Genomic DNA, 24,834 nt, shown 5'->3' with positions numbered 1-24,834 from the left:
TTTTATTCGATCGTAAAGATCTTGATCTCCTTAAATGGAGAAAGGTCGAGTTGTTCCATTTTCTGGCGGTACCCTGGCCATTCTTCTTTATAGAAAGTATTCACCTCCTTCAGGGCTTCCTGAAGTTCATCTTCTGCCTGCTTTAACAGTTGTCGTTCTGTAGGAGATAAACCGGTCTGGCGACTACCTATATAGTAACCGGCAATGGAAAGTCTTGTTTCCACATTAGGCTCGGGATCAGCCAAAATCCCCTGTCTTTTATCCTCTTTCCCGATGAACAAAGCGATCTTCTCATCTAATTTTTGGATGATCTCCTTCGTGGTCTTGAGCTCTTCCTTGAATTTCTTCTCATCCTGCTCTTTCATACGGCTTTGATAATCTTCAGCTGCTTTTTTGCTATGCTTGAGTTGATCGAGCGCATTCACAGCTACTGCTCTCTTCTCTTCCAGCTCTTTTTGAGCGGCGTAGATCTCATTGATCGCTTCTTTCGAAACATCAAGCCGTGGATCACTCTCTACTTTAATTTTATCTTCTGAAGTAAGATCTTTATACTCCAGAACCACTTTATAAGTTCCCGGCTTAACGTTTACCCCGCCCGGTTCTGACTTTTCTTCGCGTATTTCACGAGACAATCTGCCTACTCCTTTTTCGTTCAGGTACCAGGTGAACGTATAGATCCCGGTGGAGTCAGGTGCTTTTTCCTTTAGAGTTCTTATCAACCTGTCACCATCATAGATCTTCAGGCTGATGGAATCTGAAGATTTTTCCTTTTCCATCTCTTCGGAAGCTGCCACCGAATCTTTTTCTTTTTCAGCTGCAGGTTTTGGAGCAGGCCTAAGGAAATATCGGACCTTTGCTCCTCTGTCCCGGTTCTCACCACTATACATAGCATCGGCTCCAAAGCGCGAACCTGTAGGTTGCTGATAGGCCGCAAGGTATGCAGTGGATGGGGTAGTCACCTGTATTACTGGACTGCCTTCCTGTTGCAGTTTTTTCTGAAGATCTTTATTTGCAGCAATGGTACGCAGAGGCCTAATGTCATCTAATATCCAGAATGAGCGGCCAAAAGTACCAATCACAAGATCTTTTTCCCTTGGATGAATAACCAGATCCTTTACCGGAACTGTTGGAAATCCATTGGTCCATTTATTCCAGTTCTTACCCGCATCGATAGATACATACAAACCATCATCAGTTCCAAGGAACATTAGATTCGGCTCTTCCGGATCTTCAATAACCGAAAGCGCATAACTCTGGGTATCCTCAGTGTCTACAATTCGCTCCCAGGATTTCCCATAGTTGGTAGTACGGAAAACATAAGGCTTGTAATCAAACCTTCGGTAGTTGTTTGCCACTAAAAGAGCTTCTCCTTTATTACGGGCAGATGCCTTTATCTGTGCGATCCAGCTACCTTCAGGGAGACCTTTCAGGTTTCGGGAGACATCGGTCCAGTCTTCTCCTCCATTTCGGGTATAGAATACTTTCCCGTCATCAGATCCGGTCCAGATCATTCCCTGCTCTACAGGGCTGGGTTCAATTACCAGGAGGGTCGTATGGTTTTCAGCTCCCGTGGCATCAATGGTCAAACCACCACTCTCATCCTGTTTTTGCTTTTCGGGATCATTGGTTGTGAGATCCGGAGAAATTACTTCCCAGCTAAGACCTTCATCTGTGGACTTATGAACAAACTGACTTCCGAAGTAAAGGGTATTATTGTCAAAAGGATCGATATGAATAGCTGCATTCCAGTTAAATCGCAGCTTCACGTCAGGATCGGGATGAGTTGGTCTCACAATAAAATTGTCTCCCGTTACCCAGTCATAGCGACTCACAAAGCCTTCCTGGCTCATACTCCAGCCTTTGTGGCTGTTGTCGGGATCTGGCACCACGTCAAAACCATCCCCAAAAGAGATCTCCTGCCAATAGGAATTTCGGATTCCCTGAGCTCTTAACACATAAGCAGGACCGCGCCAGCTACCATTGTCCTGCATTCCGCCGTAGACATTATATGGGAACTCATTATCTACCGCCACGTGATAGAATTGTCCTACCGGCAGATTTTCTACGAAACGCCAGGTCTTTCCGCCATCACGGGTAATATTAAGTCCGCCGTCATTTCCATCCATCATGAAATCTCCATTTTCAGGATGTATGTACCAGGCATGGTGATCTGGATGTACCCCATTATCTACTCCGTAAGCAGGCATTAACTCCTCAAAGCTCTTTCCGCCGTCTTCTGAAACATTGACATAGGTGAAAATTGTATAGACCCGATTTTTATTATCGGGAGCTACATAAATATCAGAATAGTAGAACGGGCGGTTCCCAATTTGGCCAGCATCATCATTGACCATTTTCCAGGAATCCCCTCCATCATCTGACCGGTAAAGGGCATTCTTTTTTGATTCCACATGAGCATAGACTCTTGAAGGATCACTTGGTGCAATGGCAAGACCAATTCGTCCTAACTCCCCTTCAGGCAAACCATCTTTGGAAGTCAGTTCCTTCCACGTGTCTCCTCCATCATAGGTCACGTAAAGACCTGAACCCGGGCCACCAGATTTAAAGAACCAGGGATCCCTCTTATGTTCCCACATGGAAGCAAAAAGTTTATTCGGATTTTTAGGATCCATCACGAGGTCGGCTGCCCCGGTGCGGTTATTTACAAAAAGTACTTTTTCCCATGTCTTTCCTCCATCCTGAGTTCTATAAACCCCTCTCTCGGGATGCTCTCCCCAGGGAGAACCTATAGCTGCTGCATAGACGGTATTGGGATCTGTTGGGTCTATGATCACTCTGTAAATGTGACGGGTCTTTTCCAGCCCCATATTCTTCCAGGTCTTACCGCCGTCAAGAGATTTGTAAATTCCGAAGCCACCATTTAGACTGTTTCGCGGATTCCCTTCCCCGGTACCAACCCACACTACTGAAGGATTTGATTGCTGAATAGCGACAGCTCCAATAGAAGCGGTTGGCTGATCCTCAAAAACAGGTTTCCAATCGACTCCTCCCGAAGTTGATTTCCACAGTCCTCCCGAAGCAGAACCCGCATAAATAATATAAGGATTGGAAGTAACAGCATCAATGGCTGTTATTCTACCACTCATTCCCGCCGGACCAATATTGCGGGGTTCCATGTTTTTCACCAAAGACATATCCAGCTTTTGAGCCGTCATGAATAGGGGAAATACGAAAAGTGCCAGAAAAAGTAATTTTTTCATATGAAGATATTTCGGTTAGAAGCCGTAAGTTAATAAAACGACTACGAAATTCTTATCCAAAAAATAAAACCCTGTGATCTCTCACAGGGTTTTTAGAAAATAGTTTAAAGAACTTCTATTTCTTATCTCTTCCCAGGCCTTTCTTTTTGCGGTGCTTAAGAACTTCCGCTTCCCTGAAGAAGATGATCTCTTCAGCAATATTTGTTACCAGATCACCAATTCTTTCCAGCTTTTTGATCACTGAAAAAAGCAACATTACCTGGTCAATAAGCATGGCATCTGCTTTTACCTCTTCCGAAATGATCGCAAAAGAATCCATATTGATCTGGTTAAGGATCTTGTCTTTTTTGAACACTTTTCGGGCGATTTTGGTATCTGCTTCTACATAAGCCTCAGTAATATCTTCGAGCATGGAAAGAGTAGTTTCAAACATCTCTTCCACCCTCATCTTTTTCATTAACCGCTCCTCTATAGGCGTATCAACGGTAATAATGTATTTAGAGATCCCGTATGCATGGTCCCCCACCCTTTCAAGGTCAAAATTGATCTTTCGGAGGGCAAGCACAAATCGCAGGTCTCCTGCTACAGGATTGTGAAGAGCTATAAAGCGTTCACAGTCCCTGTCTATCTTAAGGTCCATGGCATTCACCCTATTTTCGGTGTGCAGCACCTCTTCAGCAAGTTCGTTGTCATGGTTAAAGAACGCCTCACGGGCATTCTCGAGTTGCTTAATGCAAAGATTAAGCATTTCAAGGCCAGATTGATTTAATGCTTCTCTATGTTGGTCAAGACTTATCATGGTGTATGGTTTTATCCGAATCTACCGGTTATATAGTTTTCAGTTTGTTGTTTCTCAGGATTGGTAAACAGTTTTTTCGACTTGTCGTATTCGATCAACTCACCAAGGTAGAAGAAAGCAGTATAATCACTTACCCTCCCGGCCTGCTGCATGTTGTGCGTTACTATGACAATAGTATATTCATTCTTCAACTCATATATCAACTCTTCGATCTTGGCTGTAGACAGCGGATCAAGTGCTGAAGTAGGCTCATCCATAAGAAGTATAGAAGGCTCTACCGCCAAAGTACGTGCAATACACAAACGCTGCTGCTGCCCCCCAGAAAGAGCCAAAGCTGATTTGTTCAGATCGTCTTTTACCTCATCCCATAATGCTACCTGTTTCAAGGATCTCTCTACTTTTTCTTTTAAGTAGGTCTTGTCTTTAATACCCTGGATCTTTAAACCATAGGCAACATTTTCATAGATGGATTTTGGAAAAGGGTTCGGCTTCTGAAAGACCATTCCTACCCGCTTACGCAGTTCCTCTACATTGACCTTTTTCTTATAGATATTTTCTCCATCGATATTGATCTCACCTTCCATTCTAAAGCCGTCAACATAATCATTCATCCGGTTGAACAGGCGAAGAAAAGTAGACTTCCCACACCCCGAAGGCCCAATGAAGGCAGTTACTTTATTGGCCTTTATGTTCATGTCGATCCCTTTGATCGCCATAAAATCATCGTAAAACACTTTTACGTTTTTGGCCTGCAGCTTATGTTTTCTTTTAATAGACTTATCTATTACGCTTTCTTTATCTTTTTTACCCATTAAAGTAGGTTTATTTATTTGAATTTTTTCTGCCATTTATTTCTGAAGTAAACAGCTATTCCATTCATCACAAAGGTAATGAACAATAATATGATAATTGCCGCTGCCGCATTTACCTCAAATCCGGCTTGCGGTCTCGATATCCAGTTAAAGATCTGAATTGGCAGTACCGAGAACTCATCCATAGGACTGGAAGGTGCGAATGGCACATAGGCCAGTGCTCCAATCACAATAAGAGGAGCGGTCTCTCCCACAGCTCTGGAAAGTGCTAGGATCACTCCTGTCAATATTCCACCGAAAGATGCCGGTAATAATTGTCTGGACACAGTTTGCCACTTTGAAGCCCCAAGGGCAAAGGACGCATCGCGTACTGATTTTGGCACAGCCTTCAAAGCTTCCCGGGTAGAAACGATAACGATTGGGAGGATAAGCAGCGCCAGGGTAAAACTTCCGGCAAGCACACTCGCCCCCATTTGCAGGATCCTTACAAATACCTCCAGTCCTAAAAGTCCGTAAATAATGGAAGGAACCCCTGCAAGGTTCGAAATATTGATCTCCAAAAGTGAGGAAAGTTTACTCTGCTTGGCATATTCTTCCAGGTAAATAGCAGCCGCTATTCCCACTGGCAATGCTATTATAGTAGTTAACACCAGGATCCAGACACTTCCTAACAGGGCGGTCCAAATACCTGCTCTATCAGCTTTTCGCGATGGGAGGTTGGTTATAAATTCCCAATCTATACGCTGAACCCCATCAATAAAGATCGAACCTATGAAGATTGTCAACAGCACTAGGCCAAGTAAGGTGCACGCGATCCCCCAAACCTTAAAGACCTTATCCAGTATTCTATTCTTCTTAATATTATTCATACTTCTCTCTGAATTTTTTCCTGATCTGATAACTGATGGTATTCAACAGGAAGGTAAAAATGAAAAGTGTGATCCCCGCAGCGAAAATAGTTCGGTATTCCAATGAACCATGCTGCACATCTCCAAGGCTCACCTGCACGATATATGCTGTAATGGTCTCTACCGGTACGGTAGGGTCAAAGGTCAATCTTGGCTGCTGCCCTGCTGCGATCGCCACGATCATAGTCTCACCAATAGCCCTGGAAATAGCCAGGATTATCGAAACAATGATACCCGAAGAAGCTGCCGGCACGAGCACCCTGAACGAATTCTGAAGTTTTGTGGATCCCATTCCGTATGCCGCTTCCCGAAGAGAATTAGGTACAGCATGCAAAGCATCTTCACTAAGCGAAGAAATAAAAGGAATGATCATGATACCCATAACAAGTCCTGCAGAAAGAGAGTTGAAACCAGACAGGCCGGGAATAAAAGATTGCAGGAACGGGGTTACAACTGTTAAGGCAAAGAAACCGTAAACCACAGTTGGTACCGCGGCCAATAACTCCAGCGCCGGTTTAATTGTCCTTCTGAAACTCTTGGGTGCATACTCGCTTATATAGATACTAATTGAAAGACCAATTGGCACCGCAAACAAGATAGCGATCAGGGAGGTCAAAAGAGTACCTGAAAGTAGTGGAAGGATTCCGAAATGTTTATCGGTAAACAGCGGAGTCCATTCATCATCTGTCAGGAAATCAATAATGGAAACTTCACTAAAGAAGTTGACTGCTTCAATCGAAAGAACAAGAATAATTCCTGCGGTAACAGCGATCGTGATGAGTGCGCTGGTGAGCAGGGTTTTCTCGATTACAAGCTCTTTAATTTTTTTCTGCATATACCTAATGCATTAGACGGAAAAACCAGGACCCTTCGGGATCCTGGTAATATCCGCTGGGATAAAATTTAATTATTTCTGGTGCTTTTCAACAAAAGCCTGGAATTTTTCCTTTTGCTCCTTATATTCTTCAGAGGTCAATGGCACATAACCCACATCTTTTAATAAAGTTGGTGCTTCGTTCAGATAAAAGTTAATAAAATCTATCACTTTTGGATTATTCTGAACAGAAGAACTGTTCACGTAGACATACAAGGGACGGGAAAGAGGCGCGTAAGTTCCGCTGCTCACTGTCTCCATAGTTGGTTCTACACAACCTTCACCACCATCTACTGCAACTATATCAAGTTTGTCCTGATTTTCTTCAAAGTAAGCAAGTCCAAAGAAGCCAAGACCATATTTATCACCGGCTACTCCCTGTACCAATACGTTATCATCTTCACTGGCAGTATAGTCTCCACGGCTGCTTCCGCTTTCTCCTACGATTGCTTCAGTAAAGTAATCGAATGTTCCTGAGGCAACTCCAGGTCCAAAAAGGTGAATTTCTTCATTAGGCCATTCAGGTCTGATCTGGTTCCAACGGGTGACCTTACCCTGAGCTTCAGGAGACCACAACATTTTAAGCTCCTCAACTGTCATACAGTCTACCCAGTCATTTTCAGGATTGATAACAACTGCAAGCCCGTCGTAAGCTACCTCCAGTTCAACAAAATCAATGTTGTTCTGGCGAGCATCATTCATTTCGTCCTCTTTTATTGGTCTGGAAGCATTTGAAATGTCAGTTTCTCCCCTTCCGAATTTTTTAAATCCGCCACCTGTTCCTGAAACCCCTATAGTTACATTCACATCCGGATCTTCGGCACGAAACTCTTCGGCAATAGCTTCGGTTACAGGATAAACTGTACTGGAACCATCTATAGAAATAGATGAATTCTCTTTAGTATTTTCTTTTTTATTGTTTCCGCAAGACATTACAGATAATGCCACTGCAGTTACTAGAATTAGTTTTTTCATAATTTATCTATTATAGTTGGATTTCAAATTGCAATCTATACATCAAACCATCATCTAAATTAAGGTTCATATCTGTATAACTTAAATCTGTTTGGATTTTTAGCTTATGCTTAACAATATATTTGGAAAGCGCAAGCGTGTATTGGTTCTCAACAACCTGAGTAATTTCATCATCAAGATCTATACTGGTGTAGCGCCCCACGACCTGAAAATTATTTTTGAACAAATATCCAGCCTGTAGGTTAAGCCCTGTACCCACATTCACTTCAGCTCCTGTAAGGGTTCCGTTTGAATTTTTTGCAAAGGCATCACCTGCTGTTCGGTTTGCATACTCACCCATCACAGACCACCCCTGGTATTTGAACATAGCATCTAAAAAGAAGGTCGAAATATCGGTCTCATAGAATCCAAGATCATTAACCATATAAGAACCCTGGGATGAGCGTGTCTTTACAGCATCATTATTGAATGAATAACTGGCACCTACTGCAAGCTTCGGAGTTTCTTCACGAGCAAAATCTGCCCCTGAATAGTCATCAAAATCTCCAAATGGCAACACTTCTACGCGTCCCACATAGTGAAGGCCTCCAATATTTCCGGAAGTAATATTTCTTCCTTCTCCCTCGGTCAAAGAAACAGCTTCTTTTACCAGGAAATCCCCTCCAAGATCAAAGGAATGACGCAATTGTACTCCGGTTTCACGGTCAATGTTAAACCTGCTGTTCAATAAGGATCGGTCAACTGTTTCAAGGCTTCCGGAGGAGATTACCCTTTCCCTGTTTCCAGGTAATTTCGTCTGACCTACCCAAAGCTCGAAATTCTCATAGAAATTCCACATTACTACTGCATCCAGAATGTAACGCGGTGCGTCACTGGTAAAATCAGAAGCACCGGAAATATCACGGTTGGACAGACCCAGTTCCATTTTATATCTCAATTTTGGTGAATAGGCAAAGCCTTGAAATTTAAGCCGGGCTCTTCTCACTAACATATTGGTCTGGGCATCACTCCAGTTACCCACCTCAGGAATATCCCAGTCAGCAGTGAAAAGAGATTGCATGCGAATGTTAAAATTAGCACTGTAGGAACTATCTTTGGCAACAACATTCACGATGCCCTTACCAAATTTGCTTTCTGAAATGTCCTGGGCTTTTACAGAAGTAAAAGATACCAGCAAAACAAAAGCAATAATTAAGTTGTTTTTAATTTTCATAGTGTTCTTTGTTTTTGTCGCTGCAAATTAATGCCCTCTATGTTAAGTTAATGTTACCTGCAAATTAAAATTGGGTAAAAGAAAAAAGGCTGCACTCTCCTCAATGAACGTTAAGTGTGTCAAAAATGACATTTTTCGATCTCTTTGCTGTAAAGAAAAAATTACCAAATGATTAATTTATTCGGGAAACTCACAGATTTTAAGGAAAACTGAATATGCTGCACTTAAATTTTTCGCTAATTTGTTAGGATCAAAAAAGGGACTTTGAGTAAAACATTTTTTAAAAAATATTTCTCCTTCCTTATCAGCGGGATCATTATTGCAGCTTTAGTGATCCTTTATTTTACCTACCTTCCTTTTGAGAGCGGTGTAAAAGAAACATGGAACGTACTGTTAAGCGAAGATGAGCAGCGAATCCAGGATTATGTGGAACAATTCGGAATATGGGGTCCGCTGGCCATCATCACCTTTATTGTGCTTCAAATGTTCCTTATTGTATTCCCGTCGTGGCTTCCCATAATAGTGGCGGTGCTTGCTTACGGATTTTGGTGGGGCATTTTAATTAATCTCCTAGGAGCCGGAATTGCTTCCACGATAGGTTATCGAATCGGAAAACATCTAAAAGGAGTCTTTTTGAGTAAAAAGAAATTCGATAAAATGGATTTCTGGATCACCAACTACGGCTTTGGAACAGTGATCCTTTTCCGCGTTTCGCCTTTATTTTCCAATGACGCAATTAGTTTTATAGCCGGGATCCTTAATATGAACTTTAAAAAATTCATGTTTGCCACCTACTGCGGAATGGTGCCGTTGTCTATTGCCGTTGCCTATTTCTCTAAGGATGTGGACCGTCTTGAAAATGGTTTATATTGGATTGGTGGCGTAGGTACTCTCCTGTATCTGGTCTATATCTATTTTGATTATAAAAAACGAAAGAAAAATGACTGAAAAATTTCCAATTGAAGAAGTACGGGCTCATTTTCCCGCCTTGCAAATAAGTGATAAAGACCAGGTCTTTCCTATCTATTTTGATGGTCCCGGTGGCACCCAAATGACTCAGCCCTGCATTGACAGGATGCTGGAATACATCACCACCGGAATGGCTAACCTACACGGCACTTTCTCTACCAGTGAGAAAACAGACCGGCTTTTGGAAGAAGCAAAATGGGCCGTAGCCGATCTTCTCAACTGTTCGGCGGAAGAAGTAGCCTGCGGGCAGAACATGACCAGTCTGGCTTTCCAGGTATCCCAAAGCCTGCGGAAATATTTAGAGCAAGGAGATGAGATCATTGTTACTCAATTAGATCACCGCGCGAACGTGGATCCCTGGATACATTTGGCAAAAGAGACAGGTGCTACCGTGAAATTTATTCCGGTTGACAAGGAAAAGCTGGTTCTGAACACCGAAAAATTGGATAAACTTATCACCGAAAAGACCAAGCTGGTGGCAATAGGTATTTCTTCAAACCTTACGGGCACAGTCACCAATGTAAAACCCATTTTTGATCTTGCTAAAAAAGTAGGGGCGTTGACCATTGTGGATGCCGTACATGCCGTTCCTCACTTCTCAGTAGATTTTCAGGAGCTCGACTGCGATATTCTCTTCTGCTCTGCCTACAAATTTTTCGGGCCGCATTTAGGAATAGCAGTCATCAAAAAAGAGCTTTTTGAGGAGCTACCGGTTGCAAAGCTACAACCTGCACCCAATGAAATTCCTTATAAACTGGAGACCGGCACCCAAAATCACGAAGCAATTGCCGGATTGTGCGGGGCGATCCATTTCATTGAAAGCCTGGGAACGGGTGAGAGACGCCGGCACCGCCTAATCTCCGGAATGGAAGCCATTGAAGCTCACGAACAGGTGCTGGTTTCAAAACTGGAAAACTTTCTGAAGGAGATCCCCGAAGTAACTCTTTACCGGGCTTCAGAAAATGTAAAGAAGACCCCTACTTTTTCCTTCCGTATAAAAGGCATCCATTCCAGAGAGGCGACTGAATTCTTCGCTAAAAAGTACAATCTATGTATAGCTGACGGGCATTTTTATGCCTCTACAATGGCCGAAGTTTTTCCGGTCATGGAAAGTGGCGGCTGGATAAGAATAGGTTTTGCTCCCTACAATACCCTGGAGGAAATAGAGGTGTTCAAAAAAGCTCTAAAAGATCTTATTGCCATGAAATTATAAGCTTATGGTCGATACCATGATCCGTGTGGTGCGGTTTATTCTGAAGGGAATACTTTCCCTGCTCCTTGTGATGTTACTGTATTTTGTAGCTGCCCTTTTTGGCTCAATTATTCCGGTCAACACTTCGCAGCCTGAAGGGGGCGAGATCACCATTTACCTGCGAACCAATGGGACTCACACAGACCTGGTTTTTCCGGTGAGGAATGCGCAGCGGGATTGGAGCAGGATCATCGATCCTGAACTTAGCCTCTCAAAAAGGACAGATTTCCGCTATATTTCTTTTGGTTGGGGAGACCTGGAATTCTATAGAAAAACACCGGAATGGAATGATCTGCGATTCCCTGTGGCCTTTCAGGCGGTGTTCCTGCGTCATCCTTCCGCCCTGCATGTAGAGTATTTGGGACCGTTGCAGGTGGAACAGCCTTATCTACCTATCCAGATCACAATAGAGCAATACAACGAGCTCAGTCAATATGTGCTCGACAGCTTTAAAAGAAATGCTTCGGGAAAGCTTCAGCCGGTTCCCAACCTGCACTATAACCGTAATGATATCTTCTACCTTGCGGAGGGTTCTCTCAACTTCTTCTATACCTGCAATACCTGGGTCAATTCCGGTCTCAAAAAAGCCGGATTACGTGCCTGTCTCTGGACTCCTTTCGACGACGGGATCTTTTATCAATATTACTGATTTTATACTTTTTTTAGGAATTCTGCGCCCGCAGTTTCCTTATATTCAGGACAGTAGCATAACAGCTATGCTAACCATTTTTTCTAACCAAATTCCGTTTTTATGAAGACCATCGATAAGATCACCGAGAGGCTTGGAAAAGACGCCGATTCCTTACTCAACCATACCTGCAAAAAAATTCCCAAGGACCGTTTGACCATTCCGGGTCCAGATACTGTTGAGACTTTTGAGAGCAGCGACCGCAATCCGCAGGTTTTGAAAAGCCTGGCCCAGTTGTACAATCATGGAGCACTGGGAGGCACCGGATACCTCAGTATTTTACCCGTGGACCAGGGAATTGAGCACACGGCGGCTATCTCTTTCTACAAGAATCCTGATTATTTTGATCCGGAGAACATTGTAAAACTGGCAATAGAAGCAGGTTGCAACGGGGTGGCTTCCACCTTTGGAGTCCTTGCGAGGCATGCCCGAAAATATGCCCATAAGATCCCGTTCATTGTAAAGATCAATCATAATGAACTGCTTACCTATCCGAACAAATATGACCAGATCCCCTTCGGAAGCGTTCGGGAAGCATGGGATATGGGCGCAACTGCAATTGGGGCGACCATTTATTTCGGTTCCGAAGAGAGTACACGGCAGATCCAGGAGATCGCAGCGGCCTTTGAGGAAGCTCATCAGCTGGGAATGGCAACCATTCTTTGGTGTTACACCCGTAACTCAGCTTTCAAAAAAGATGGAAAAGATTATCATTCCGCAGCCGACCTCACCGGGCAGGCCAACCACATTGGAGTGACCATCAAGGCAGATATCATTAAACAAAAACTTCCGGAAACCAACTTCGGATTCAGGGATATTGGTTTCGGAAAATCCAGTGAAAACATGTACAACAGCCTCACTACAGACCATCCTATTGACCTTTGCCGGTTCCAGGTGGCAAACTGTTATATGGGTAAAATAGGCCTGATCAACTCCGGAGGAGGCTCCCAGGGAGATTCCGACTTTGAAGCGGCAGTGAAGACCGCCGTGATCAACAAACGCGCAGGTGGCTGCGGACTTATCATGGGAAGAAAGGCTTTTCAGCGACCAATGAAAGACGGGGTGGAGATCATTAATAGTGTGCAGGAAGTGTACCTGGATGAGAATATTACAGTGGCGTAAAAAACAAAAAACCTCACAGGTCCTTGATGTTTTAAGTATCTTAAAAAACTAACGGAGACAGTAAAATTGCATCTCCCCTACTAAAATTAAACCTCACAGGTTTTAAAAACCTGTGAGGTTTAATTTTAGTAGAGTGCCCGAGGCGGGAGTCGAACCCGCACGCCCTAATGGACACATGGTTCTGAGCCATGCCTGTCTACCAATTCCAGCACCCAGGCAGTAGAATCTTAAACTGTTCGTATCTTCAGTTCCTTTCTTGAAGGTTTCTCCACATTTGCATTTACAGGCTCTCCAAAAAGGTCAAAATCTGCTGCATCTGTGATCTTTACTTCATAGAAATCTCCCGTTTTGAGGTAGATCTTTGTAGCGTCTATCAACACTTCATTATCCACATCTGGAGAGTCAAATTCGGTACGACCAATATAATACTCTCCTTCTTTCCGGTCAATAACGACTTTAAATATTTTTCCGATCTTTTGCTGGTTCAGCTCCCATGAGATCTGTGATTGTATCTCCATGATCTCATTGGCTCTTTCCTGCTTCACCTCTTCCGGAACATCGTCCTCAAGATTATAAGCATGCGTGTTCTCTTCATGAGAATAGGTAAAACAGCCAAGGCGCTCAAACCTCATCTCCTTTACCCACTGCTTCAGCTCCTCAAAATGAGCTTCAGTCTCTCCAGGATAACCTACAATAAGAGTTGTTCTAATAGCCATTTCTGGCACCCTGCTTCTGAATTCCTTCAGCAGGTTGGTCGTTTTTTCGTGAGTGGTTCCGCGGCGCATAGATTTCAGAAGATCGTCGGAAATATGCTGCAATGGAATATCCAGGTAATTACAAACTTTCGGCTCCCGTTTCATCACCTCCAACACATCCATAGGGAATCCCGTAGGGAATGCATAGTGCAGGCGTATCCAGTCAATGCCGTCGACCTTCACCAGGTTCTCCAGCAACTCAGCCAGGTTTCGTTTTTTATATAGATCGAGTCCGTAGTAGGTAAGGTCCTGAGCGATAAGGATCAACTCTTTCACTCCCTGCGCGGCCAGGTTCTTGGCTTCCTTCACCAGGTTTTCAATAGGAGTGGAACGGTGCTTTCCGCGCATAAGCGGAATCGCACAAAAAGAACATGGACGATCACAACCTTCGGCGATCTTCAGGTATGCGTAATTCTTCGGAGTCGTAGTTAGGCGCTCCCCTACCAGTTCGTGCTTGTAATCAGCTTCAAGAGCCGCGAGCAATTCCGGAAGTTCGGTGGTTCCGAAGTACTGATCCACATTCGGGATCTCCTTTTGAAGATCGGGCTTGTAACGCTCGCTTAAACAGCCGGTCACAAATACCTTGTCCACCTCACCCTGCTCCTTCAGCTCTACATATTCCAAAATGGTATTTACCGACTGCTCTTTGGCGTTGTCAATAAATCCACAGGTATTTATCACCACAATATTGCCCTCCTGCTCGTGCACCACATCCTTGTTGTTGGCCTTCAACTGGCCCATCAATACTTCGGAATCATACACATTCTTGCTGCAGCCAAGGGTTACAACATTGATACGGTTCTTTTTTAACGACTTCGTCCTCATACACTTAAAATCTTCAGTCCCTTTGAATAGCGGGATCAATTTTCCCTCAAAAAGGGCTGCAAAGATACGATCTTATCTTCACAATAAAACAATTGGGAAAAGAGATTGAAAAATAGCCTTTTAGAGACCGCGTGTCATCTGGTGAAAGGCATCCTGCAACCGTACGGTGATCTTTCCTGCTTCGGAACTTTTATAGATCTCCTCGTCATCGTGCAAAACGGAAGTGACCGGTAATATCTGAGTGGTGGTTCCGGTGAGGAAGATCTCATCTGCTTCCGGAACCTCCTGAAGGCTTACAGCTTCTCCTACTACCGGAATTCCGAGTTCTTTGCACAACCCGATCACCACCTTCCGGGTAATTCCTGAAAGAATATGTGGTCCTTCGGGATGGGTATATGCTTTCTGATCTTTCACAAAGAAGATACTGCTGTGGGAGCCTTCGGTGATCTTTTCGTCCCGGAATAAAACATTCTCGAAATGCCCTTTTTCGATAGCTTCGGAATTGAGCATGGTATTCGCCATTAAAGAAATGGATTTTATGTCACAGCGCTGCCACCTGAAATCCGGCGCAAGCATGATGCTCGCCTCCATCTGCCGGAAACCTTTAAGTTGAACCGGAAATGCATACATTAAAAAAGTAGGACTTGTTTGCTGTGGAAAATGGTGCGTCCGCGGAGCTTTTCCGCGGGTGACCTGCAGGTAAACTGCACAATCGATGTTCGACAATCCTGCCCGGTCTAGAGCTTTAAAAATGAGGTTTTCAAGATCATTTGTCTCAAAACTTAGTTTGATTTCCCTTAAGCCATACCTCAGTCTGGCGAGGTGCTCCTGCAACTTGAAAGGCTTTCCCTCGTAAAAAGGCGTTACTTCATAAAGTCCATCCCCAAACATAAAGCCGCGGTCAAAAACAGAGACCATGGCCTCACCAGCAGGGTGCCAGCTGTCGTTTAAATAAACTTCGGAAGGATAATTTTTCATCTGTTAGAAATAAAAAAGCCTCCCATAATTTACGGAAGGCTTCTCATATTATTCAATTTACTTCAGAATTATTCCTGATTCACTTCTTTTTCAAGGGCATTCACCGCCGCTTGTATCTGCGGATCTCTTCCGTTAAGGAAATCCTTGTATGGAAGTGGTACCAGGATATCCGGCTGCAGCTCGAAGTTTTCGGTAGGTCTGCCTTCGGCACCAATAGTGGCGATCATTGGAATTCCGAAAACTATGGTAGGATCTATCTGTTGTTCCCACCAAACAGCTGTTCCGGTTCCAGCTACGGGCATACCAACCAGCTTTCCGAGGCCATTTTGCTTATAGATATACGGAAAGATGAACGCATCGCTATAGTTGCTTTCGCTCATCACCACAATGCTTGGTTTGGTCCAGCGCATTACCGGCTCTCCTCCTTTTACCACTTTGCCCTGCGGTGCAAATTTCAGGTATTCCTCACCGCTCAAAAATGTATTGAGGTCATCGTGCAGCCAGCCACCGCCGTTAAACCGGGTGTCAACTACCAGGGCCTTTTTACCAACATTCCTGCCCATCGCGTTCTCGAATACATCCCGGAAGCTGCTGTCGTTCATTCCGCGAACATGGACATAGCCCAGTTGACCGTTACTCAGGGAATCCACCTTGTGCTCCATCATCCGGGTCCATCTCTTATACATCAGCTCATTTTCTTCCCCGGTAGGGATCGGCTTGAGCTTTTCTTCAAAAGTTTTGTTCCCGCTTTTCACGCTTAACAAGATGTTTTTATCGATCAGGTTCAGCAGGTATTTGTTCCAGTTCTCATCTGCCGCGATCTGATGTCCGTTGATCGCTGTAATTATGTCTCCGGCTTTGATCTTATTGCCAGCCTTGTCCAGCGGACCTCCTGCAATAACTTCGGAAACCTTTATTCCTTCCCCTTTGTAGTTCTCATCGAACAACAATCCTAAAGAAGCAGTTCTGAGCCCATTGTTATCAGGTCGGTAGCGGCCACCTGTGTGCGAAGCATTCAGTTCACCCAGGAATTCACTCAACAACTGCTGGAAGTCATAGTTGTTGTTGATATGCGGAAGGAATTTTTCATATTCCTCCTTGTACATATCCCAATCTACTCCATGTAATTCAGGATCGTAGAATTTCTTCTGCACCTGGCGATAGATATGATTAAAAATGTATTGTCTTTCACCTTCTGCGTTTACCATCATGTCACCGGCAATTTCAACATTGCTCATGTCCCCGCTTTCAGCATCAACTTTTACAAGTCGGCCATTGTTGCTCAGGAAGAGAGTTTTTCCGTCTTTACTGATCTCAAGTCCGCTTGGGGAACCGCCGAGTTTGGTGAGGATCTTGGTATCACGGGTACGGGGCTCGGTCACCCAAAGGTCAAATCCTTTTTCAAAGGAAGACAGGTAGAATACCTTGCTCGCATCCTCGTTCAACACATAATCACTAATGCTGGAACTGTTGATGGTAAGCTTGATCTTGCGGTTTTCGAGATTCTCAAGATCCAGTTTGAGAGGTTTTTTGGCCTCATCTTCCTTTTTCTTTTTATTCTTCTTTTTCTCTTCCTCTTTTTCTTTTTTCTCCTGCTCCTCTTTCTCCTTTTTCTCCCTCTCGGTCAACAATTCGAATTCCTCCTTGCTCAGCACATATTCATCATAAGCTTCCTGGTCAAAAAAGACTCCGTAGATATCAGATTCCCAACGACCCTGTAGCGCCAGAGGTCTTCTTCCTTCTTTGGTACTTTCGTACGTCATCATTTTGCCGTCCATGGCCCACTTGGCGTTGGCTTCTCCAAAGCCACTGTTGACGGGATGGAAGATCTCTCCACTGCCGTGGGCCTTTACCAGTGCCGTATTGCTGCTGAAAAAGAAGCCTTTTTGGTCATCTACCAGTAACCAGTTACTGTCCGGACTCCAGGAATAACTCCAGTCGCCGTCGCTGTAGGAATAGTTGCGACCTTCTGGAAGAACGGTTGTTTTCTTTTTAGAATCGAGATCCATTACCATCAGGATGTTCCGCTCTTCTATAAAGGCCATTTTCTTCCCGTCAGGCGAGAATTTCGGCTGAAATTCTTCCGCTTCCGTAGCCACAATAGGCTCCGTTTTTAAGATCGTGGAAGCATAGAAGTATTCCTCATCGGGCCGTGCTAAAGTTACCTTGTACACGTTCCAACTGCCATCGCGCTCCCCGGAGAACAACAGGGTCTTTCCATCTTCGCTCCAGCTGATCATTCTTTCCTGCTCAGGTGTATCGGTCACTCTTTTGGTGCGGGAATCATCCACGCCCGTTACGAAAACTTCTCCGCGGTTGACGAAAGCGATCTCTTTGTTGTTCGGACTCACCGCAAACTCTGTAACCGTATTGATCTCTTTATTCTGAACCGGCTCATACCCGGCATCATCCATAACTTTGACCTCCAGTTTTTGTGGCTGTCCTTCTCCTTTCAGAGTATAGATATCCCCTTTCCAGGTAAAGGCAAGTTGATTGTCATCTGAAATACTGAGGTGCCTCACCGGAAAATCTGTAAAGCTGGTAAGCTGAGTTTCCTCTCCTCCTGTTGCGGAGATCTTATAGAGGTTCTGGGTCTTATCCCTTTCGTTCAGAAAATAAACCGAAGAAGCATCTGCGCTGAAGACCGGTTCACGGTTCTCTCCATCGAAGGTGCTGATCTGGTTATAAGTATTATTCGGAATATCATAGATCCAGATATCACGGGTCACTGCGGAAGTATGGTGTTTCCGCAGGTCATCTTCATATCCTTTGCGGTCTTCGAATACGATCTTAGAGCCGTCATTGCTGTAAGTCGCCTCCTGGGCTCCTGCCGCTGTAACCAACATGGGCCTTCCACCCTTTACCGGAACAGTATACAGGTTGAGAAATAAGCCGGCCATAGGGAAGCGTACGCTTTCTGCCGGGGCATTCCTGCCGCTTCCAAAAAGTACTTTTTGATCATCGGGGGTGAAATCATACGGATAATCATTCGCGCTGTTATAAGTCAACCGCACCGGAGTTCCGCCGGTAGCAGGCATGGTAAACACATCGAAATTTCCGTAGCGGTCACTCGCAAAGGCCAGGGTTTTCCCGTCGCTGCTCCAAACCGGGCGCATATCATAGGCATCCCCCGTAGTGATGGGAACTGCTACTCCCCCGGTGCTGGAAACCCGGTAGAGGTTTCCCATGTAACCAAAAATAATGGTCTGCCCATCAGGTGAAATGCTGGGATAACGCAGCCAATGTGCGGTTTCCTGCGCTCCCATGGAAACGGAAAAAAAGGCAATCAAGATTGCCAGGATAGATCTTTTCATGAATTATTGGTTTTGAACACTTAAATATAATAATTCACCAATAATTTTCAGAAAAGTATTACCAACTGATCAAATTCCGTCAACGAACTCTGAAAACACCTTTTTGTGGAGCTCCAGGTCCAGGTCTGGCGACACAGATACCCGGGCGATATAATCCTTATCACTTTCTTTGGTGGTTCCTTGGGTAGAGGTAGCGGGGATCGTCCAGTAACAGCCTTTTAGCTGCCCGTAGCTCACACAATATTTACTTTCATTAGGGATCCTGGTGATCATCATATCGATCAGCTTTTGGTTGAGGGCTCTTTTGTACAATTCCCGTTCTTCAGGAGTATTTCCTTTGGTAGGGAGATCCAGTGAAAAGACTGATGGGGTAAAACCCTGATGCGCCAGTTCTTCGGAAACAAAGTTGATCTTCGCCTCCGGGAGAGTTTCCTTTATGAAGTTGACAAATTCCCGTGTATTAAGGTAGGCATCCTTTATTCTTTGGTTCATGGAGGGCAGTTGCTCTGCCAGGATCTCTACCTGTAGATCTGTAGCCTCGTTGTCACAAAGCTTCAGATGTTTTTCGATCTTCTCCATCAGGGCCGCAGCTTTTTTATTGGCCACACAATAGCCGGCGGTACATTTTCCGCCACTCGGGAATTTCGATCCGCTTACGTATGAAATGGTCCTCACAGTGGAAAAAATTCCGTCCTCACTCAGGAACTGCACATTGGGACAAAAGGTTTGGTCTAAAATAAAGACCGGATCAATTGCCTCTTTTCCGTCTGAAGTCTTCCGTTTTGCGCTCAGTACCGCCCGCAACTTCTCCAGATCGGGCACTTCCACCCGCGGATTGGTAGGGATCTCGGCAATGATATAGGGAACGGCATCTGCCTTGGCCACCTGCTCAAGTACCGTGTCAATACTCTGCACCATATCATTATCTCTGTCAACCGACAGGTCCATGATCTCCACCTTGTCAATGCAGGCAGCTACCCTTCTAGCCTGGTCGTTAGTTCCCCCATAACAGTTGGGAGGCACAATGATCTTAATGTCCTTTCCGGGGTGTTTTTCCAGGGCATCATCAATAAGCCCCATCATAATAGCGTATTGCATGGAGAGGCCCGAAGAGCCCAGCAGGGCGGTTGTTTCTGCGTCGGTGATCTTCTTAATGGAATTCAGTACACTGGCCTTGTTTGCCTCCACATCTTTATTTGTATCAACTTCGGAAGGTTGGCCGGTCATTATTTTTAGGACAGTGTAACAATTTGCCGGGGTCATGGAGATGGTCTCTCTCCTTCTTACATGCTGAATCTCTTTGATGTATTCTTTACTCTTATTCCCATTTACCATAAGAATACTTCCAAGCTTACCATGAAGGCTGACGAAGAAGTCAATATTTGAAGGAAGCTGCAACTTTCCGAAGTCCTCTTCTTCTGAAACAAATACAACGCTGCCGTCGAATTGAGGTACCTCCTCAACTGAGGCTACCTGTTTCAGTTCAAAATCATACTGGTAAACACTTTTCAGGGTTTCGGGATCAAAGGAAGTCGGAAGCTCTCCTTTGTAGGCTATAAGTGTCTTCTTACCCTCAAAAAGGTTCGCGCGCAGCACCGCCATCACCGGGATGGTCTTTGAGGAAAAGCTGATCACCTGTTCCGGTTCCAGCTCATTGACCCGGGCAAGCGCCCATTCCAGGACTGAAGATAACGGATGGCCCAGCCTTATATAATCATAGGCAGTAGGCAAGGCAGCCAAAGCCGCAGGATCGGAATTATTTTCCCGATACAGCGCTTCGAACTGTTCCAGAAATTCTGTTTTCGCTAGTTCTTCCTTGTAAATATCCAACCGATGGGTGGTCAATTTCAACCAGTCTTCCGGCATGTTCTTCAGTACTTCTTCTATATATTTCAGCAGGTTATTTGCTTGCATGGCTCTTCTTTTAAAATGAGCGTGAATATAGATTTCTCAGGACTTTTTTAAAAATCTTTGAGGGGTTTTGTGAAAGCTTATTAGAAAACTCTACAAGGTCAAAACATTTGACCATTTTAAAAGAAATAGAATCAGAAAGGTTATTCCGGTACTGACAAATACTACCCCCTGCCAGTAAAAAAGTCTAGTTCCCCAATTTTCCCACCTCTTTTGGCCATATTCTTTTTTAAAAGGTCCGCTGGTGAACTTCCAAAAAAGAAAAGTGATCATTATAAAAAGTAATATTGCGGTAAAAAGTAGCCAGGTTTGTCCCATGGGTAGAGTTCTTATTAGTTGGTAATTATCGCTGATGTCCTCCGGTAACACAGATCGAGACTCTGGATATCATTGGTCAATATAGTTTTTTAAAGGTAGTCAAAAAGGTTATTTTTGACTCCTATCTTTTAACAGCAGCCGGAATTTTTCTGAATGGGAGGACAGGGCACTGAGCCATAGGAACAATAGACACAACAGTCACCCTCTTTTGGTCGCAGCACCGTTTTACAGTTCTCGCATTCGTAGAAGAATTGACAGGCCTCAGTAGGCATAGCTTCCACTTTTTGACGCCCACAGTTTGGACAGGTGAGCTCTGATTTTAATATAATTTCCATTACTGTAGATCGTTTATTCACTATTCGTGTTTTCCGGAATTGGAGGAGGAAAATGTCCCAGTTGTGTAAGTATTGCCATGTTATCCCAGGTGACCCAGGTTTCAGCAATTTTACCATCCTCTATTCTGTGCACGCCGGCAAAATCAAGTTCAGCAGTTTTACCAGAGGGAGGAAATGGTCCCATTTGCCCCGTTTGAGTTCCTGAATAGGTGGCCCAAAAAGCCACAAGATCGTCTTCGGCTATAAGCATTTTCACATCCAGCTTTTGATCTGGAATTGACTGGCGATCCATTCTAATAAATTCTTTAAAAGCATCCAGGGATTCGATTTTTAGATCAGGTGTAGCCTGGCAATGACGCTTATAATCCTGGGATATATAATTTCCCATTTCCTCAAAATTACCATTCCCAACAACCTCAAAGGCCTTTACTACAATTTCTTTGTTCTTTTGCTCCAGATCATCTTTTGAATCTGAACAACTTATAGTTCCTATAAGAAGGACAGTACACAAATAAAGAAGTTTCGTTTTCATGATCTTATATTTAAATGACCAACAATGCTTCCTAAAGTTAGTCAAAAATGCCATTTTAAGACAGATAACTAAATTTTGATCCTACCCCGCCGGTATGATAAACTCTATACATTCTTTTTTCCGGGGATCGATTTTTTCTACTACACAGTTTTCATGACAAAAGTCATTGTGTATCAGTATAATACTTATTTAATTAATAGCAATTCCTTCATAATCTAATCGAAATAAGTATGAAAAAGTTAATCGGCCTATTACATTTCCTGCTGGTAGCCTCTATTGGATTAATGTTTTATTCGTGTTCAGATGAGATCGAATACATCCCAATTGAAGAGGCGAATTTGCAGATGCAAGTCAATAATACCGGCGTTGACCTGAACCCAATAGAAACTTTGGGAAAAAATCTGTTTTTTGATAAGATCTCGAATCCGCAGTGGGTGTCCTGCGCTACCTGCCACGGCCCCTCTTATGGGTATTCCGGTCCAATTGCCGGAATTAATATGCATATGGCAGGGGTTTACCGGGGAGCAGATCCGCATCGCTTTGGTAATCGAAAACCGCCTACAGCCGCCTATGCAACCTTTAGCCCAATCTTCCATTATGATGAAGAGGAAGGCCTTTTCATTGGTGGCAATTTCTGGGATGGCAGAGCAACCGGTGAAATGTTGGGTAACCCTGCAGCCGATCAGGCTCTGGGCCCCTTCCTGAATCCTGTGGAACAGAACAATGCAGATATGGCAGAAGTACTTATGGCAATCGCAAAATCCAAATATGCCGAACTCTGGGAAGAAGTTTGGGGCGAACCTGTTGAATATGGTTCAAACTCTGAAATAATGGAAAATTACGGCCGGGTTGGTTTAGCGATCGCAGCCTTTGAAGCCTCTGCAGAAGTCAATTCGTTTTCTTCTAAATATGATTATTACCTGGCGGGCGAGGTGGAGTTAACTGAAGAAGAAACCCGGGGGATGGATTTGTTCAATGGCAAAGGCCAGTGTTTCTTATGCCATCCGAGTGATAAAGGTCCAAATGGAGAACCACCTTTATTCACTGACTTTTCCTATGACAACCTGGGGCTTCCTAAAAATCCTGATAATCCGTTCTACGACATGGTTGACGTTTATTTGGATGACGGCAGTCCTATAAATCCTGAAGGAGCAAATTGGATCGATAAAGGTTTAGGAGGCTTTTTAGAAAATCACGATAATGCAATGTGGAGTTCTATGGCCTCTGAAAATATGGGCAAACATAAAGTGCCCACTTTAAGGAATGTGGCAAAAAAACCCGGAAAGGGAAATGTGAAAGCTTACGGACACAATGGTTTTTTCACCTCATTGAAAGACGTGGTGCATTTCTACAATACACGTGACATTGAGTCCTGGCCTCCTCCAGAGGTCCCGGAAAATGTGAATAGTGATGAATTGGGTAACCTGGGACTTACAGATTCCGAAGAAGATGCTATAGTTGCCTTTATGAAAACCCTCTCAGATGGTTACAGAATGAAATAGATCATTCATGAATCATAAAATAAAGAGCCGGAACACGAATTCCGGCTCTTTATATTTTTAAGCTGCTATACCTTATTTAAAAGTCCATTTTAAAGAGGATCCAAAAATGCCATTTTTGGATCCTCTTTTCATGTACAAGCTTTTATTAGCAGGTCATGTAGGAATTAGTGAAATCATTTCCCTGTTTTAACTCACATACTTTTTTCATTCTTATTGAGTCGAACCGTACTGTAAACCAAACTGAAAATTGATATTAGAATTAACAACCCGGGAATACGTATAAACCAGTCTGAAGATTCGGGTGAAACAAATCGCCACGATAAAATAAAGATTATACCTATAACTAAGGTAATTATACTTGTAAGTTGTAATCGCTTCATATTTATTAAAAATTAAACACGGTTATTGTTTTTTTAAACTGATGCATAACCTCTTGCTTAAAGCAAATTACCTGGTTGTGCACCCGAATTTGTACGTTTAATCATTGATCTTAAAGGTAGTCAAAAAGGGCATTTTTGAGAGGTCTTTTGCAATTTGCGTGGTAACATTGTTGGCGGTTGGTTTTTTTTAAATCCAAAGAGTCATTTCAATATTTTGATCCACTATTAGTTTTCTTTTTTTTCTAATTTCCGCCTTAACAGGTAAGATGTAGGTATCCAGTTTTGTGTCAAACCAAATGGCAGTTTCCCATGTCAATTCTCCAACTTGAGCAAATGCTTTCATTCTTCCCCAACCTTCTTCCTGCCATTTTAAGTTTTCTCTGATTTCCTTTGATATTTTTTTGGGCAAGGAAATAAAATACCAACCTCCGGGGGAATTGTGTTTCCACAGTTTTGCTGAATATTCATATTTAATTTTTCCTTCCAATTTTCAATGGGATCCGGTTAAGATAATGACCGTCAACGGCCTGGTTTATCTGTTTTTATTTTATTTGATGATCGTTATATTTTTTTGAAATTAAAACCTAACCCGCAGCTTCAGCTTGATTAAGAATAATATTGATCCCTAATAAAATGGAATCGAAGATTAAAGAATTTTTATAAGAGATTATTGCAATAAAATCAAGAATTAGAAATGACAAAGTGAAGTTACCAATCAAGGTATTTTTATATTTCTCAATTTCATCCTGCATTGCAACTTTATAATCCCCAATTCCGGTCCTTTTCTCCAAAACCCTGCTTAATGACAGCCATTTTTTCTCAATAAAATTATTGATTGTTATTAAAATCGCGAGATATAGAAATATCAATAAAATCGACAGAAAAAATCTCTGGTAAAAAGAAGCTGCCTCAATCAAATAATTATAAACCAATAAGTTTAGAAGACTTAATAATGTGAAGTTTACTGTAGCTCCAGAGGGGAACTTAAAATAATGGATTAAATCCTTAGTCTTTGTGATCATTCAAAATATCCGGTATTATCAATTATAGATGTAAATCTAAATCGGAAATTTGAAATACAAAATATTTTCTTCCTTACCGGGTTAAGGTAAATTTTTGGCAACGTCAAGATCAAAGCAAGTTGCGGTTTA

Annotated in this window: 20 protein-coding genes and 1 tRNA gene; 5 read left to right on the top strand and 16 right to left on the bottom strand. The window is 43.3% G+C overall.

The window, feature by feature from the left end:
- Positions 1 to 2: 2 nt before the first annotated feature.
- The 7 genes from ACNORC_RS06975 to ACNORC_RS06945 form a co-directional block, all read right to left on the bottom strand.
- Complete coding sequence (locus tag ACNORC_RS06975) at positions 3 to 3,221, bottom strand: VPS10 domain-containing protein (RefSeq protein ID WP_418334903.1); 3,219 nt, start codon at positions 3,219 to 3,221, stop codon at positions 3 to 5.
- A gap of 115 nt (positions 3,222 to 3,336) precedes the next feature.
- The gene (gene phoU, locus ACNORC_RS06970) at positions 3,337 to 4,020 is read right to left on the bottom strand and encodes a phosphate signaling complex protein PhoU (RefSeq protein ID WP_418334902.1); all 684 of its coding nucleotides are present in this window, start codon (positions 4,018 to 4,020) and stop codon (positions 3,337 to 3,339) included.
- 11 nt (positions 4,021 to 4,031) lie between these two features.
- A complete protein-coding gene (gene pstB, locus ACNORC_RS06965) occupies positions 4,032 to 4,832 on the bottom strand; it encodes a phosphate ABC transporter ATP-binding protein PstB (protein ID WP_418334901.1) in 801 nt (266 codons plus the stop codon).
- A 14-nt stretch (positions 4,833 to 4,846) separates the two neighbouring features.
- Positions 4,847 to 5,701 carry a phosphate ABC transporter permease PstA gene (gene pstA, locus ACNORC_RS06960; protein WP_418334900.1) on the bottom strand — a complete coding sequence of 285 codons (855 nt, stop codon included), beginning with the start codon at positions 5,699 to 5,701 and terminating at the stop codon, positions 4,847 to 4,849.
- On the bottom strand, positions 5,694 to 6,575 hold the full coding sequence (gene pstC / locus ACNORC_RS06955; protein WP_418334899.1) for a phosphate ABC transporter permease subunit PstC: 882 nt from the start codon (positions 6,573 to 6,575) through the stop codon (positions 5,694 to 5,696). Before pstC ends, pstA begins: the two co-directional genes overlap by 8 nt.
- A gap of 72 nt (positions 6,576 to 6,647) precedes the next feature.
- Positions 6,648 to 7,589, bottom strand: a complete 942-nt coding sequence (locus tag ACNORC_RS06950; protein WP_418334898.1) for a PstS family phosphate ABC transporter substrate-binding protein — start codon at positions 7,587 to 7,589, stop codon at positions 6,648 to 6,650.
- Positions 7,590 to 7,599: 10 nt separating this feature from the next.
- A complete protein-coding gene (locus ACNORC_RS06945) occupies positions 7,600 to 8,802 on the bottom strand; it encodes a porin (RefSeq protein WP_418334897.1) in 1,203 nt (400 codons plus the stop codon).
- 264 nt (positions 8,803 to 9,066) lie between these two features.
- Here ACNORC_RS06945 and ACNORC_RS06940 point away from each other — a divergent pair, with 264 nt between their 5' ends.
- The 4 genes from ACNORC_RS06940 to ACNORC_RS06925 all read left to right on the top strand — a co-directional run bounded on the left by ACNORC_RS06940 (position 9,067) and on the right by ACNORC_RS06925 (position 12,833).
- A complete protein-coding gene (locus ACNORC_RS06940; protein ID WP_418334896.1) occupies positions 9,067 to 9,750 on the top strand; it encodes a TVP38/TMEM64 family protein in 684 nt (227 codons plus the stop codon).
- Positions 9,743 to 10,984 (top strand): cysteine desulfurase-like protein, encoded by a 1,242-nt coding sequence (locus tag ACNORC_RS06935; protein WP_418334895.1) that lies wholly within the window; start codon positions 9,743 to 9,745, stop codon positions 10,982 to 10,984. Before ACNORC_RS06940 ends, ACNORC_RS06935 begins: the two co-directional genes overlap by 8 nt.
- A 4-nt stretch (positions 10,985 to 10,988) precedes the next feature.
- Positions 10,989 to 11,672, top strand: a complete 684-nt coding sequence (locus ACNORC_RS06930; protein WP_418334894.1) for a TIGR02117 family protein — start codon at positions 10,989 to 10,991, stop codon at positions 11,670 to 11,672.
- Between the two features lie 102 nt (positions 11,673 to 11,774).
- Entirely contained in the window at positions 11,775 to 12,833 is a 1,059-nt protein-coding gene (locus ACNORC_RS06925; protein WP_418334893.1) for a class I fructose-bisphosphate aldolase, read from the top strand.
- 134 nt (positions 12,834 to 12,967) lie between these two features.
- Here ACNORC_RS06925 and ACNORC_RS06920 read toward each other — a convergent pair.
- From ACNORC_RS06920 to ACNORC_RS06890, 7 genes are all read right to left on the bottom strand, one after another.
- Positions 12,968 to 13,051: transfer RNA gene (locus tag ACNORC_RS06920), tRNA-Leu, on the bottom strand.
- 9 nt (positions 13,052 to 13,060) lie between these two features.
- Positions 13,061 to 14,413: a 30S ribosomal protein S12 methylthiotransferase RimO gene (gene rimO, locus ACNORC_RS06915; protein ID WP_418334892.1), complete on the bottom strand. Its 1,353-nt coding sequence runs from the start codon at positions 14,411 to 14,413 to the stop codon at positions 13,061 to 13,063.
- A 120-nt stretch (positions 14,414 to 14,533) separates the two neighbouring features.
- The gene (locus ACNORC_RS06910; RefSeq protein ID WP_418334891.1) at positions 14,534 to 15,391 is read right to left on the bottom strand and encodes an aminotransferase class IV; all 858 of its coding nucleotides are present in this window, start codon (positions 15,389 to 15,391) and stop codon (positions 14,534 to 14,536) included.
- A 68-nt stretch (positions 15,392 to 15,459) separates the two neighbouring features.
- Positions 15,460 to 18,705 (bottom strand): S41 family peptidase, encoded by a 3,246-nt coding sequence (locus ACNORC_RS06905; protein WP_418334890.1) that lies wholly within the window; start codon positions 18,703 to 18,705, stop codon positions 15,460 to 15,462.
- A 69-nt stretch (positions 18,706 to 18,774) separates the two neighbouring features.
- Positions 18,775 to 20,619: a PLP-dependent aminotransferase family protein gene (locus ACNORC_RS06900; protein WP_418334889.1), complete on the bottom strand. Its 1,845-nt coding sequence runs from the start codon at positions 20,617 to 20,619 to the stop codon at positions 18,775 to 18,777.
- Positions 20,620 to 21,062: 443 nt separating this feature from the next.
- Positions 21,063 to 21,269 carry a GDCCVxC domain-containing (seleno)protein gene (locus ACNORC_RS06895; protein ID WP_418334888.1) on the bottom strand — a complete coding sequence of 69 codons (207 nt, stop codon included), beginning with the start codon at positions 21,267 to 21,269 and terminating at the stop codon, positions 21,063 to 21,065.
- Between the two features lie 13 nt (positions 21,270 to 21,282).
- Entirely contained in the window at positions 21,283 to 21,801 is a 519-nt protein-coding gene (locus ACNORC_RS06890) for an ester cyclase (RefSeq protein ID WP_418334887.1), read from the bottom strand.
- 230 nt (positions 21,802 to 22,031) lie between these two features.
- Between ACNORC_RS06890 and ACNORC_RS06885 the strand changes: the two genes are divergently transcribed.
- Entirely contained in the window at positions 22,032 to 23,303 is a 1,272-nt protein-coding gene (locus ACNORC_RS06885; protein ID WP_418334886.1) for a cytochrome-c peroxidase, read from the top strand.
- Between the two features lie 567 nt (positions 23,304 to 23,870).
- On the opposite strand, the gene ACNORC_RS06880 is transcribed toward ACNORC_RS06885, so the two are convergent.
- Together ACNORC_RS06880 and ACNORC_RS06875 are read right to left on the bottom strand one after the other, a co-directional pair.
- Positions 23,871 to 24,170 (bottom strand): DUF1905 domain-containing protein, encoded by a 300-nt coding sequence (locus ACNORC_RS06880; protein ID WP_418334885.1) that lies wholly within the window; start codon positions 24,168 to 24,170, stop codon positions 23,871 to 23,873.
- Positions 24,171 to 24,267: 97 nt separating this feature from the next.
- Entirely contained in the window at positions 24,268 to 24,705 is a 438-nt protein-coding gene (locus ACNORC_RS06875) for a hypothetical protein (RefSeq protein ID WP_418334884.1), read from the bottom strand.
- Positions 24,706 to 24,834 lie beyond the last annotated feature (129 nt).

Origin of the sequence: Salinimicrobium soli, from assembly GCF_048323655.1 — a bacterium.
In the GTDB taxonomy this organism is placed as follows: Bacteria; Bacteroidota; Bacteroidia; order Flavobacteriales; family Flavobacteriaceae; genus Salinimicrobium; species Salinimicrobium soli.
This window is presented reverse-complemented; position numbering and strand designations above follow the sequence as displayed.

Excerpts from the sequence above, each read along its gene's own strand:
- ACNORC_RS06975 (WP_418334903.1), bottom strand. The coding sequence starts at position 3,221 with ATGAAAAAATTACTTTTTCTGGCACTTTTCGTATTTCCCCTATTCATG.
- phoU (WP_418334902.1), bottom strand. The coding sequence starts at position 4,020 with ATGATAAGTCTTGACCAACATAGAGAAGCATTAAATCAATCTGGCCTT.
- pstB (WP_418334901.1), bottom strand. The coding sequence starts at position 4,832 with ATGGGTAAAAAAGATAAAGAAAGCGTAATAGATAAGTCTATTAAAAGA.
- pstA (WP_418334900.1), bottom strand. The coding sequence starts at position 5,701 with ATGAATAATATTAAGAAGAATAGAATACTGGATAAGGTCTTTAAGGTT.
- pstC (WP_418334899.1), bottom strand. The coding sequence starts at position 6,575 with ATGCAGAAAAAAATTAAAGAGCTTGTAATCGAGAAAACCCTGCTCACC.
- ACNORC_RS06950 (WP_418334898.1), bottom strand. The coding sequence starts at position 7,589 with ATGAAAAAACTAATTCTAGTAACTGCAGTGGCATTATCTGTAATGTCT.
- ACNORC_RS06945 (WP_418334897.1), bottom strand. The coding sequence starts at position 8,802 with ATGAAAATTAAAAACAACTTAATTATTGCTTTTGTTTTGCTGGTATCT.
- ACNORC_RS06935 (WP_418334895.1), top strand. The coding sequence starts at position 9,743 with ATGACTGAAAAATTTCCAATTGAAGAAGTACGGGCTCATTTTCCCGCC.
- ACNORC_RS06930 (WP_418334894.1), top strand. The coding sequence starts at position 10,989 with ATGGTCGATACCATGATCCGTGTGGTGCGGTTTATTCTGAAGGGAATA.
- ACNORC_RS06925 (WP_418334893.1), top strand. The coding sequence starts at position 11,775 with ATGAAGACCATCGATAAGATCACCGAGAGGCTTGGAAAAGACGCCGAT.
- rimO (WP_418334892.1), bottom strand. The coding sequence starts at position 14,413 with ATGAGGACGAAGTCGTTAAAAAAGAACCGTATCAATGTTGTAACCCTT.
- ACNORC_RS06910 (WP_418334891.1), bottom strand. The coding sequence starts at position 15,391 with ATGAAAAATTATCCTTCCGAAGTTTATTTAAACGACAGCTGGCACCCT.
- ACNORC_RS06905 (WP_418334890.1), bottom strand. The coding sequence starts at position 18,705 with ATGAAAAGATCTATCCTGGCAATCTTGATTGCCTTTTTTTCCGTTTCC.
- ACNORC_RS06900 (WP_418334889.1), bottom strand. The coding sequence starts at position 20,619 with ATGCAAGCAAATAACCTGCTGAAATATATAGAAGAAGTACTGAAGAAC.
- ACNORC_RS06895 (WP_418334888.1), bottom strand. The coding sequence starts at position 21,269 with ATGGAAATTATATTAAAATCAGAGCTCACCTGTCCAAACTGTGGGCGT.
- ACNORC_RS06890 (WP_418334887.1), bottom strand. The coding sequence starts at position 21,801 with ATGAAAACGAAACTTCTTTATTTGTGTACTGTCCTTCTTATAGGAACT.
- ACNORC_RS06885 (WP_418334886.1), top strand. The coding sequence starts at position 22,032 with ATGAAAAAGTTAATCGGCCTATTACATTTCCTGCTGGTAGCCTCTATT.
- ACNORC_RS06875 (WP_418334884.1), bottom strand. The coding sequence starts at position 24,705 with ATGATCACAAAGACTAAGGATTTAATCCATTATTTTAAGTTCCCCTCT.